This window comes from Streptomyces sp. cmx-18-6, from assembly GCF_046548915.1.
Taxonomy (GTDB): domain Bacteria; phylum Actinomycetota; class Actinomycetes; order Streptomycetales; family Streptomycetaceae; genus Streptomyces.
In genome coordinates, this window is sequence record NZ_JAEBEP010000004.1 from 369,149 (window position 1) to 381,149 (window position 12,001).

The 12,001-nt window shown below is 71.6% G+C and carries 6 protein-coding genes and 1 pseudogene; 3 read left to right on the forward strand and 4 right to left on the reverse strand.

The window, feature by feature from the left end; genetic code table 11:
• Position 1: 1 nt before the first annotated feature.
• A pseudogene (locus ACLJPL_RS12335) lies at positions 2 to 628 on the forward strand (hypothetical protein); the annotation flags it as partial.
• A gap of 683 nt (positions 629 to 1,311) precedes the next feature.
• On the forward strand, positions 1,312 to 1,551 hold the full coding sequence (locus ACLJPL_RS12340; protein WP_411080809.1) for a hypothetical protein: 240 nt from the start codon (positions 1,312 to 1,314) through the stop codon (positions 1,549 to 1,551).
• Positions 1,552 to 1,626: 75 nt separating this feature from the next.
• Here the strand turns inward: ACLJPL_RS12340 and zwf are convergent, their stop codons facing one another.
• The 3 genes from zwf to ACLJPL_RS12355 all read right to left on the reverse strand — a co-directional run bounded on the left by zwf (position 1,627) and on the right by ACLJPL_RS12355 (position 5,885).
• A complete protein-coding gene (gene zwf / locus ACLJPL_RS12345) occupies positions 1,627 to 3,048 on the reverse strand; it encodes a glucose-6-phosphate dehydrogenase (protein WP_411080810.1) in 1,422 nt (473 codons plus the stop codon).
• The gene (locus ACLJPL_RS12350) at positions 3,045 to 4,499 is read right to left on the reverse strand and encodes a sugar porter family MFS transporter (protein WP_411080811.1); all 1,455 of its coding nucleotides are present in this window, start codon (positions 4,497 to 4,499) and stop codon (positions 3,045 to 3,047) included. The genes zwf and ACLJPL_RS12350 overlap by 4 nt, the downstream gene beginning before the upstream one ends.
• 327 nt (positions 4,500 to 4,826) lie before the next feature.
• A complete protein-coding gene (locus tag ACLJPL_RS12355; protein WP_411080812.1) occupies positions 4,827 to 5,885 on the reverse strand; it encodes an LPXTG cell wall anchor domain-containing protein in 1,059 nt (352 codons plus the stop codon).
• Between the two features lie 925 nt (positions 5,886 to 6,810).
• Here ACLJPL_RS12355 and ACLJPL_RS12360 point away from each other — a divergent pair.
• Positions 6,811 to 8,853: a M4 family metallopeptidase gene (locus ACLJPL_RS12360; protein ID WP_411080813.1), complete on the forward strand. Its 2,043-nt coding sequence runs from the start codon at positions 6,811 to 6,813 to the stop codon at positions 8,851 to 8,853.
• A 184-nt stretch (positions 8,854 to 9,037) separates the two neighbouring features.
• On the opposite strand, the gene glgP is transcribed toward ACLJPL_RS12360, so the two are convergent.
• The gene (glgP, locus tag ACLJPL_RS12365; RefSeq protein ID WP_411080814.1) at positions 9,038 to 11,737 is read right to left on the reverse strand and encodes an alpha-glucan family phosphorylase; all 2,700 of its coding nucleotides are present in this window, start codon (positions 11,735 to 11,737) and stop codon (positions 9,038 to 9,040) included.
• Positions 11,738 to 12,001: the final 264 nt, after the last annotated feature.

Consider the following 12,001-nt stretch of genomic DNA (forward strand, 5'->3'; position numbering starts at 1 on the left):
CATGCGCAACACCGCAATCGGCGCTACGGCAGCCGTCGCCGTCCTCGCCGGGCTGGTTGCCGCCGGGCCCGCTCCTGCGGCCCCGGCTGCGTCCGTCGAGAAGAAGCCGGCGAAGACCGCGAGCGTCCATGGGGAAGCGCGCATCTCCTACATAGAGTCGATCGACGACGACATCCGCTTCACCATCCATGCCGAACAGAGGCCGTTCACCCGGCCGGTGCCCCCCATAGCCCCCGAGGGACTGTCCACGGATGCCCGGGGCACGCTGAAGGTCACCCACACACCCCGGGGCGGAGCCGCGGGGTGGGCGGAGGCCCGGGTGGACTGCCTGGTCACCAGCGGGCGGACGGCGACCCTGACCGCGGTCGTGACGAAGTCGAACGTCGAGGAGGTCGGCGCCCGGCTGGGCATCAGCGTCCAGCAGGGCGGCAAGGGCGAGCCGGACCGGCTCGGCTTCTCCTGGGGGGTGGTGAACGTCGACCCGGGGAACGTCGATGAGAACGGTCAGCTCGTAAGGCCGCAGGCCGGTACGTGCATGGCCCCCGCACCGTTCACGACCGTGATCAAGGGCGGCTTCAAGGTGGTCCACGCCGAGATCACCAAGTCTCCCGCGCAGCCCGAGCCGGCGATCCGCCGTGCTGACACCCTGGTCGCCGGGACGCCCGTCACGGCCGCGCCCCAAGTCCCCCGTTCCGTCCGCCTGGCGGCGCACGCCGCCGCGCTGACCCTGGTGCCGTCCGGGCTTTGGCGCATCGCCATCGCCCTGGGCTGGGACTCCGGATTCACCGACGAGTTCCTCCGCCCGGGAAACTACCCCGGCACCGGGTCCTTCTACCTCATCGGCCTCAGCGTGCTGGCCGAGGCACTCGGACTACTCACCCTGGGCCTGGTCCACAGATGGGGCGAGGAATTCCCGCACTGGGTGCCGGCCCTGGGCGGCCGGAGAATCCCCGTCATGGCGGCGGTGATCCCCGCCTCGCTCGGCGCGGCTCTCGTCACCCTCATCACGGTCAACGGCGCGTTCGCCTGGAACGACGCGGACCACATGGGTGCCGCCGGATCCCCCGAAGGCGGCCACTACTGGCTGATGACCGCCTGCTATCTCCCCCTGCTGGCCTGGGGTCCGCTGCTCATGGTGGTCACGGTGGCCTACTACCGCCGCCGGCGTCGGGGTCGCTGAGTCCCGCCGTCCGCAAGGAAGCTGGAGAAGGCGCTCGCGCTGGCCCACCAGTTCAAGGAGGTCGCGCCAAAGACGTCCGTCGTCCTCACGGTGCACGAACTCAAGCGCCTGGCCAGGAACGCGGCCGACCGATGACGTTGTCCGCCGAGCTCCAGGCCGGCGGCATCCGGCTCGAACTTCTCACCGGGCCGCTCACCGGGATCTACGACCCCAACGGCATGGGCGCCATGTTCTTCGCCGTCCTGGCCGTGGCCGGGCAGATCGAGCGCAACTACATCCGGGAGAATACCCTGGAGGGCCAGGTCATCGCCGCGCCCAAGGGCAACCACGGCGAACGGCCGAAGGTCATCGACGACGACATGCTCACCTAGGGCGTGTCCGGCGGATCAGAGCCGGGTCCGCGGCGTCCGGCACGGCCCATCCGGCCCTGATCCGCCGGACGCACCCTAGTCGTCGAACAGGCGGGGCCCCAGCTCGTGCCAGCTCCGCAGGCCGGGGAGCACGTCGGCCGCCTCCGGGCCCCAGCTTCCCGGGGCGTACGGCAGGGGCGGTTCGGCCGGGTCGAGCACCGGGGCCACGATGCGCCAGCACTCCAGGACGGCGGGCAGGAAGGCGAAGCACTCGGGGTCGCCCGCGACGGCTCCGTACAGGATGTTCTCGTACGGGAGTTCCTGCCGGCCCAGCACCTGCGCGAAGTCCACCCCGATGGGGACGGTCATCGGGCCGGTGTTCCGCTCCGGCTTGCTCAGCATCAGGTCCGCCCTGATGCCGGTGTCGCCGTCGATGCGGAAGCGGATGAGGTTCGGGGGCGTCTCCGTGTCCTCGCCGGCGAAGAGTTCCAGGGGCGGTTTGCGCAGCTCGACCACGACCTCGGTGGCGGAGACGGCCAGGGCCTTCCCGCTGCGGAGGTAGAAGGGGACGCCCGCCCAGCGCCAGTTGTCGACGAACATGCGGGCCGCGAAGTACGTCTCGGTCGTGGAGCCCGGCGCGACGCCCTCGACGCCCCGGTAGCCGTCGTACTGGCCGCGCACGGTGTCGGCGGGGTCCATCGTGCGGGTCGCGTGCAGCACCCGCCACTTCTCCAGGCCCTGCGCCCGGGCGTTGGTGACGCTCGGCGGTTCCATCGCGAGGAAGGCCAGCACCTGCATCATGTGGTTCTGGACCACGTCGCGCAGGCAGCCCACCGCGTCGTAGAAGGAGCCCCGGTCCGCGACGTCGAAGTCCTCGGCCAGGGTGATCTGGACGTTGTCCACGTAGGAGCGGTGCCAGATCGGCGCCAGCAGCGTGTTGGCGAACCGGGAGACCATCAGGCTCTCGACCGCGCGGTTGCCCAGGAAGTGGTCGACGCGCAGCAGGTGGTCGTCGTCGAAGTGGGCGGACAGGTCGTCCTGGAGCTTCCGTGCGGAGTCGAGGTCGTGCCCGAACGGCTTCTCCACCACCAGCCGCGCGTTCCGGTTCAGGCCCGCCCGGGCCAGCGAGGCGGCGACCTCGGTGAACAGCGACGGCGGGATCGCCAGATAGTGCGTCACGAACGCGAACCCCGCCACGGCGTCGCGCAGCCGGGCGAAGGTGGCGTCGTCGGCGAAGTCCCCGGTGACGATGGACAGGCCCGCCGCGAACCGGGCGAAGACCGCCTCGTCGATGTCCGTGCCCGCGGCGGCGACCGCGTCCCGCGCGTGCCCGCGCAGCGCGTCGTCGTCCCATTCGGTGGCCGCCACCCCGATGACGGGCACGGTCAGCCTGCCGGACTCGACGAGCCGGTAGAGCGCGGGCAGCAGCATCTTCTTGGCGAGGTCGCCGGAGATGCCGAACAGCACCAGGGCGTCGGAGCGTTCGAGTTCGGGAGGGCTGAGGAGGCCGTCGCTCATCGGGTTCGTCCTTTCTCGGGAGTGCCCGGCCGGTGCCCGAAGCGGGACTGGAGCGCCGCCTCGATCTGCTCGGCGTCGCGGCCACGGGTCTCGGGCAGATAGCGGCCGACGAAGAAGAAGGCGAGCACACAGATCCCGGCGAAGATCCAGAAGGTCTCGCCCTGGCCGATGAGGGCCGCCAGAGGCAGGAAGGCCAGGCTGACGATGAAGTTGGACACCCAGTTGACCGCCGTGGCCACGCTGGAGCCCTCGGCCCGGACGGACGGCGGGAAGATCTCGCCCAGCAGCGTCCAGAACACCGGCCCGAGGCCACCGGCGTACGCGGCGATGTAGATGACCATGAACAGGAGCGTCAGCACCGAGTTCATGCCGACCACGAACGCGAGCCCGAGCATGAAGATCGAGACCGCCATGAGGGCCAGCGAGACGAGCACCATGACCCGGCGGCCCGCGCGGTCGACCAACCGGATCGCCGCCAGCGTCATGACCAGGTTGATCACGCCGATGAACACGGAGTAGAAGATGGAGTTCGAGGCGTTCAGACCGGTCTGCTGGATGATGGTCGGCGCGTAGTAGATGATCGTGTTGATGCCGCCGAACTGCTGTACGGCGGCGAGCGTGAGCCCGACGACGAGCGCCGGCCGCACATCGGGGGTGAGCAGCTTCCTGGCCCCCCGGTCGGCCTCCGCGGATTGCCGCGCCTTCTTCTCCCGCTCCTCGGCGATCCGGTGCTGGGCCCGGGCGACCAGCTCGTTGGCCGTGGCCTCGTCGGTGACCGAGGCGATGCCCCGGCGCGCCCGGTCGGCCTGGCCGTGGGAGATGAGCCACTGCGGCGACTCGGGGAGGAACCACAGGGAGGCGGCCACCATGAGGGCGGCGGGCACCGCGCCGACCGCGAACATGGCCCGCCACATCTCGCTGCTCGCGAAGGCGAGGTTGACCAGGTAGGCGATGAGGATGCCGAGCGTGATCATCAGCTGGTTCAGGGTGAGCAGCCGTCCGCGGATCTTCGTCGGGGAGATCTCGGACAGATAGACCGGCACCGACGCCGACGCCGCTCCGACCGCGAGGCCGAGGACGACACGGCCCGCGATGAGCACCGGGTACCCGTTCGCCGTGCTCGCCACCGCCGTACCGAAGATGAACACCACGCCGATGATGCCCAGCGCCTTGCGCCGGCCGAACCGCTCGGACAGCAGGCCGGCGGAGGTCGCGCCCATCACCGCGCCGATGAGCAGGACGCTGACCACGCTGCCCTGCTCGAAGGAGTTCAGGTCGAAGTCCTGCTTGATGTAGAGGAGCGCGCCGGACACGACCCCGGTGTCGAAGCCGAAGAGGAAGCCGCCCAGGGCGATGGCCATCGCCCACCGGGTGATCTTCCGCTGCCCCTCCGGCGGCACCTCGGCGAGCGGACCATGGGTGCCCGGTTCCCTGGAGAAGCCCTGAACCATGTCGCTTCCTCGCATCTCGACGGCCCGACGCGCCAACGTCATCACCCTTCGGGTGATACCGACAGAGATCCGAGCAATCGAGTGACGATCACATCACCGGAAGTGACTGAAGCGGTGCGGGGACCGCACGAACATGCGGGCCCGAACGAAAAGGGTGCGCCCTCCGCCCCGGTCGGGCGGAGGGCGCACCTCCTGTTCGCTGCGAACGCCGGGCGCCGTACGCCAGGCGCCGTACGCCAGGGATCAGACGCCGTACATCAAGCACCGGACATCAAGCACCGGGCGCCCAGCAGCGGACGTCGGTCGTCAGGCGTCGGCCGACGAGCCTCAGGCGGCCACGCCGCTGCTGCGGCGGCGACGGCCCAGGGCGAAGACCACACCGGCGCCGGCGACGATCGCCACCCCGCCGATGGTCGCGATGACCGGCAGGTTGGAGTCCGAACCGGTCTGGGCGAGGTTGCCCTCGGGCTTGACCTGGGAGTTGCCCACGGGCTTGACGGGCACCGGCTTCTTGCCGCCCTCCTGGGGCTCGGCCTCGTTCGGCTTGCCCGGCTCGGCGTCGGCCGCGAGGACGTCGAACTCGTAGAACCGCGCGCTGTCGGCGAAGACGCAGTTGCCCTCGTCGTCGGCGTAGAGGCCGACCGTGAGGGCGAAGCCGAAGCCCGCCGGCGCCTTCTTGTCGACGCTCAGCCGCAGGTCGATCGAGAAGGACTCCTTGGCCCGGACGTCGGTGTAGCCCAGGTAGCCGGCCTCCTCGTCGTCACCGAGCAGGATGTCCGTCCAGACGCCCGTCTCCGGGTTCTTGAACTGGAGCGTGAGGTGACCGGAGGTGTCCTCCCACGTGTCCGCGTCGATCTGCGCGGCGAAGACGCCGAGGTCGACGCGCTTGTAGGCGTTGTCGCCCTTGTTGACGACGTTCAGCTTGAAGCCGTGGAACCCGCTGCCCGCGACGATCTTGGACGGGAGCCCGGAGAGCGAGGTGCGCAGGTTCTCGTCCACCTTGAGCTCTTCCACGCCCTCGCAGATGTCGCCGGGCGCGGTGGCGGGCGGCGTCGGGGTGGGCGAGGTGGCGGGAGGAGACTGCGGCTTCTCGGCCGCGGAGGGCTCTTCGTCCTTCTTGCCCTCCTCGTCCTTCTTATCCTCTTCGCCTTCCTCGCTCTTCTCGTCGGCCGGCGGAGTCTTCGGCTCCTCGTCCGCGGGGGTCTTCGACTCCTCGTCCTCGGAAGGCACGTCGGTGTCCTCCGGCGCGGGGGAGGTCTCGGCGGTCTCGGTGGCCTCCGTGGCCGGGGCGCCGGGGTCCGCGACGGCGACCGAGGCCGACAGGAGGGTGATCGGGGCGAGTACGGCTGTCGCGGCGGCGACGGCCAGGGCGCGGCGAATCTTCATGAGCTGAGGACCTCTGGAAAGTCTGGGCGCCGCCGGAGCGGCACGAAGGCTGGGGAGGGCCCGTCCGGGTTTCAAAGGTGGAGGGAGACACGGGTGAGGCCAATAGGTGTGACAGTTGCGGGTGGTGCGGGGTTGTACTCGATGGCGGGCCATCCGTGTGACCCGGCACACGCGCCGCCTCCCGTCGACACCCCTCGCGGGATGCCGGCGGAGCGCACGAGGGCGCGCGGACTGCGCGGGTGAGGCCGCGGCAGAAGCCGTACGCGCTCGGGCACGGCCCCATTGAGCCCTGCGGCCACCGCAACCGCATAGGTGCGGATCACCCCATGATCGGCGGCGCATCCTGCCGGGATCCGGCAACGTACGCCGGGCGGCCACGCTCCCGTCGCCCGGCGGACACACCGACGCCGCACCCCCGCCGCCCGGCGGTCACGCCGACCCCGACCCCTGTCGCCCGGTGGGCACACCGGCCCCACGCCCCCGCCGCCCGGCGGTCACGCCGGCCCCACGCTCCCGCCGCCCGGCGGACACACCGACCCCGACCCCCGCCCCCGCGCCGCCCCTCCCTGACGGACCGCCGGGTTCCGCTGGCGGGATCTGGCCAGAACCCGCCCCCGTCTCACCAGGTGGGCCGCAACCGCTTCCGGAGCCGCCGTTCGCTTGTGCCCCCGGAGCACCGAACCTGTGCGCACCCTGTGAATACGGGTCTTCACACACTCCGGCAACATCCCGGTAATGATCGGCGAAACGTCCGCTTAACGAACATGACCTTTCCGGCAACGAACGAATTCCGGCCAAGTTGTTGACGCGCTCCTGACAGGCGTACGGATCTGCTGACACTCTTCCCCCGTTCTGCGCACCGCCTGCACCGTCCGGACGGCCCGTCCAGCGCCGCTCCGGTACCCCCCTCGCAGAAGGAGTCCGCGTGAGATCCACGCCCAGCCGTCGCGCCACCGCGACCGGCGCTCTGATAACCGCAGCAGCCCTCGTCGTCGTCGGACTGCAGTCCGGCGCCGCCACCGCCACCCCGGGCTCGGCCGCCCCCGCCGGCACGATCGCCGCCGGTACGAAGGCCGACCCGGGTGCGCTGCCCGCCAAGCTCTCCCCCGCCCAGCGCGCCGAGCTCCTCAGCGAGGCCAACGCCACCAAGGCGGCCACCGCCAAGGAGCTGGGGCTCGGGTCCACGGAGAAGCTCGTGGTCCGCGATGTCGTCCAGGACCGGGACGGCACCACGCACACCCGCTACGAGCGCACCCTCGACGGGCTGCCCGTCCTCGGCGGCGACCTGGTGGTCCAGGAGACGACGGCCGGCAAGACCCTCGGCGTCACCAAGGCGTCGAAGGCGACCACCGCGCAGCTGAAGGCCCTCGGCCTCACCGCCGACGTGGCCCCGGCCGCCGCCGAGCAGCAGGCGCTCGGTGCGGCGAAGGCCGAGGGCTCCAAGGCGAAGGCGCCGAGCCAGGCCCCGCGCAAGGTCGTGTGGCTGGGCGGCGGCTCCCCGCAGCTCGCGTACGAGACCGTGGTCGGCGGACTCCAGCACGACGGCACTCCGAACGAGCTCCACGTCATCACCGACGCCGCCTCCGGCAAGAAGCTGTACGAGTGGCAGGCCGTCCACAACGGGACCGGCAACACCCAGTACAGCGGCCAGGTGACGCTGGGCACCGCGCCCTCGTACACGCTGACCGACACCGCGCGCGGCAGCCACAAGACGTACAACCTCAACCGGGGCACCTCCGGCACCGGCACGCTCTTCACCAACTCCACGGACGTGTGGGGCAACGGCACCCCGCAGAACCTGGAGACGGCCGGCGCCGACGCCCACTACGGCGCGGCGCTCACCTGGGACTACTACAAGAACGTGCACGGCCGCAACGGCATCCGCGGTGACGGCGTCGGCGCGTACTCCCGCGTCCACTACGGCAACAACTACGTCAACGCCTTCTGGCAGGACAGCTGCTTCTGCATGACGTACGGGGACGGCGCGGGCAACGCCAAGCCGCTGACCTCCATCGACGTGGCCGCCCACGAGATGACCCACGGCCTGACCTCGGTCACGGCCAAGCTGGTCTACAGCGGTGAGTCCGGCGGCCTCAACGAGGCGACGTCCGACATCTTCGCCGCCGCCGTCGAGTTCCACGCCAACAACCCGCAGGACCAGGGCGACTACCTGGTCGGCGAGAAGGTCGACATCCGGGGCAACGGCACCCCGCTGCGCTACATGGACAAGCCGAGCAAGGACGGCAACTCCAAGGACGCCTGGTACTCCGGCATCGGCAGCGTCGACGTCCACTACTCCTCGGGCCCGGCCAACCACTGGTACTACCTGCTCTCCGAGGGCAGCGGCGCCAAGACGATCAACGGCGTCAGCTACGACTCCCCGACCTCCGACGGGCTGCCGGTCACCGGCATCGGCCGGGACAAGGCGTCGCTGATCTGGTTCAAGGCGCTCACCACCAAGTTCACCTCGACGACCAACTACGCGGCGGCCCGCACCGGCACCCTCGCGGTCGCCAGTGAGCTGTACGGCGCGACCAGCCCCGAGTACGCGGCCGTGGCGCACGCCTGGGCCGGCGTCAACGTGGGCGCGCGCCCCGGCGGCGGCGACCCCGACCCGGGCGGCAAGGTGTTCGAGAACAACACCGTCGTGAACATCCCGGACGCGGGCGCGGCCGTCACCAGCGCGGTCAACGTCACCGGCATCGCGGGCAACGCCCCGAGCGCCCTCAAGGTGGACGTGAACATCACCCACACCTGGCGCGGTGACCTGGTCATCGACCTGGTGGCCCCGGACGGTGGCACGTTCCGCCTGAAGAACTCCTCCTCCGGCGACTCGGCGGACAACGTGGTGGCGACCTACACGGTCAACGCCTCGGCCAAGGTGGCCAACGGCTCCTGGAAGCTGAGGGTCCAGGACGTCGCACGCCAGGACACCGGCCGGATCAACAGCTTCAAGCTCACCTTCTGACCCCACGGGATCACCGCACCACCGGCACACGGAACGGCCCGGGAGGGGTTCTGCTCCCCTCCCGGGCCGTTCGCCGTGCCGCGCCCGGAAGGGGGTCACCCCTCCCGGGCCGTTCGCCGTGCCGCGCCCGGAAGGGGGTCACCCCTCCCGGGCCGTTCGCCGTGCCCCGCGTGCTCAGCTCGGCTCAGCGCATCAGCACGCCCGCGCCCTCCCCCGTGGCCTCGGTCGGCGCGGCGACCAGGCCCAGTTCCGCGCCGGAGGCGAGCAGTTCGTGGGCGGGCAGGACGCGCACGGTGTAGCCGTACGGTCCCGTCCGGTCCAGGGCGAGCGGGCCCTCGTAGAGCCAGCGGTCCTCCAGGTCCTGGCCGCCCGCCGGCTTCAGCGGGAAGACCTGGGCGTCGGCGATGGCGTCGGCCGAGTCCACCCGGCCCGCGACCACCTGGACCTCCACGTCGTCCGGGTCCAGGCCGCCGAGGGCGATCCGCACCCGCAGCGACAGGGTCGCCCCCAGCTCGGCCGAACCGCCCGCCACGGTGTCCGCGGCCGACTCCACATGGTCGACGGAGACCCCCGGCCAGGCCGCCCGGACCTTCGCCTTCCACTGGGCGAGGTCCCGCGCCACCGCCGGGGCCAGCGCCCGCCGCGACCGCGCGGCGGGGGCGTACAGCCGCTCCACGTACTCGCGCACCATCCGTCCCGCGAGCACCTTCGGGCCCAGGTTGACCAGGGTGGAGCGGACCATCTCGATCCACCGGTCCGGCAGGTCCGCGGCCCCCCGGTCGTAGAAGCGCGGGGCGACCCGGTCCTCGATCAGGGCGTACAGCGCGTTCGACTCCAGCTCGTCGCGCCGGTCCTCGTCGACCGCCGAGCCGTCCGCGGTGGGGATCTCCCAGCCGAAGTCCGGCTCGAACCACTCGTCCCACCAGCCGTCGCGGACGGAGAGGTTGAGGCAGCCGTTCAGCGCCGCCTTCATCCCGCTCGTGCCGCACGCCTCCAGGGGGCGCAGCGGGTTGTTGAGCCAGACGTCGCACCCCGGGTAGAGCTTCTGCGCCATGCCCATGCCGTAGTCCGGCAGGAAGACGATGCGGTGGCGCACCCGGGGGTCGTCGGCGAACCGCACCAGCTCCTGGACCAGCCGCTTGCCGCCGTCGTCGGCGGGGTGGGCCTTGCCCGCGACCACGATCTGGATCGGGTGCGTGGGGTGCAGGAGGAGCTCCCGCAGCCGGTCGCGGTCGCGCAGCATCAGCGTCAGACGCTTGTACGAGGGGACGCGGCGGGCGAAGCCGATGGTGAGGACGTCCGGGTCGAGGACGTCGTCGATCCAGCCCAGCTCGGCGGTGCCCGCGCCGCGCCTGCGCCAGGAGGCGTAGAGGCGGCGGCGGACCTCGGTGACCAGCCGGCCGCGCAGCTCGCGGCGCAGGTCCCAGATCTCCTGGTCCCCGATGGAGCTCACCGCGTCCCACCGGCGCGGGGCGCCGGTCCGCGGGGCGGTGGCGTCGTCGGCCGTCTCGGCCGCGAACGGGGAGCCGTCCACCGGCCCGCCCGCCAACACCTGGTGGGCGCGGCCCGTGCCGACCTGTCCCGCGCCGAGGCGGAAGACCTCGGGGGCGACCCAGGTGGGGGCGTGGACCCCGTTGGTGACGGAGGTGATCGGCACCTCGGCGGGGTCGAAGCCCGGCCACAGCCCGGAGAACATCTCCCGGCTGACGGCCCCGTGCAGGGTGGAGACGCCGTTGGCGCGCTGGGCGAGGCGGAGCCCCATCACCGCCATGTTGAACAGCTCGGGCTCCCCGCCGGGGTAGGTCTCCCGGCCCAGGCGGAGGATCTTCTCCACGCCGACGCCGGGCAGCTCGCCGTCGTCGCCGAAGTGGCGGGCGATCAGCTGCCGGTCGAAACGGTCTATGCCGGCGGGCACCGGGGTGTGGGTGGTGAAGACGGTCCCGGCCCGGACGACTTCGAGGGCCGCCTCGAAGTCGAGGCCGTCCGCCGCCAGTTCCCGGATGCGCTCCAGGCCGAGGAAGCCGGCGTGGCCCTCGTTGGTGTGGAACACCTCCGGCTCCGGGGTCCCGGTGAGCCGGCACCAGGTGCGCACCGCGCGCACCCCGCCGATGCCGAGCAGCATCTCCTGGAGGAGGCGGTGGTCGCTGCCGCCGCCGTACAGCCGGTCGGTGACGTCGCGTTCGCCCGGCGCGTTCTCCTCGACGTCGGAGTCGAGCAGGAGGAGCGGGACGCGGCCGACCCGGGCCAGCCAGATGGAGGCGTGCAGCGAGCGGCCGCCGGGCAGCGCGAGCACCACCCGGGCGGGGCTGCCGTCCGCCTCGCGGACCAGGTCGAGCGGGAGTTCGTTGGGGTCCAGGACGGGATAGTGCTCCTGCTGCCAGCCCTCGCGGGAGAGGCTCTGGCGGAAGTAGCCGTGCCGGTAGAGCAGGCCGACGCCGATGAGCGGGACGCCCAGGTCGCTGGCGGCCTTGAGGTGGTCGCCGGCCAGGATGCCGAGGCCGCCGCTGTACTGCGGCAGTGCGGCGGTGACGCCGAACTCGGGTGAGAAGTAGGCGATGGCGGAGGGCAGTTCCGCGCCGGCCGCCTGCTGTTCCTGGTACCAGCGGGGGCCGTCCAGATACTCCTGGAGGCCGGCGGAGACCTCGGCCAGGCGGGCGAGGTACTCCTGGTCCCGGCCCAGTTCGGCCAGGCGTCCGGCGGACAGGGAGCCGAGCAGGCGTACGGGGTCGGCGTCGGCGGGCCGCCAGCCCTCGGGGTCGGCCGACCGGAAGAGCTCGCGGGTCTCGGTGTGCCACGACCAGCGCAGGTTGCGCGCGAGGTCGTTGAGAGGTCGGAGGGGTTCGGGGAGGACAGGACGCACGGTGAATCGACGAATGGCCTTCACGTACTCCACCTTTACAGGGGACTTGCGCATCCGAGGGGACGCACGACGGTGTGCGTCCCTTCCGTCACCCCTGACGGTAGCGGCCGTCCGTGGCCCGGTGCCACGGCGCGCGGACGGCGTACGAGGTCCGGGGCCGGCTGCCGCGCGCCTCCCCACAGGAACACCACGCGCCCCGCCCGCCCTCCCCCGCCCCACCTTTCACCTGGGGGTTTGGCCGATTCCACCCCGTACGCAGCCTTGTGGACCTCACCACCACAGGGAAGG

Excerpts from the sequence above, each read along its gene's own strand:
- ACLJPL_RS12350 (WP_411080811.1), bottom strand. The coding sequence starts at position 4,499 with ATGGTTCAGGGCTTCTCCAGGGAACCGGGCACCCATGGTCCGCTCGCC.
- zwf (WP_411080810.1), bottom strand. The coding sequence starts at position 3,048 with ATGAGCGACGGCCTCCTCAGCCCTCCCGAACTCGAACGCTCCGACGCC.
- ACLJPL_RS12355 (WP_411080812.1), bottom strand. The coding sequence starts at position 5,885 with ATGAAGATTCGCCGCGCCCTGGCCGTCGCCGCCGCGACAGCCGTACTC.
- ACLJPL_RS12340 (WP_411080809.1), top strand. The coding sequence starts at position 1,312 with ATGACGTTGTCCGCCGAGCTCCAGGCCGGCGGCATCCGGCTCGAACTT.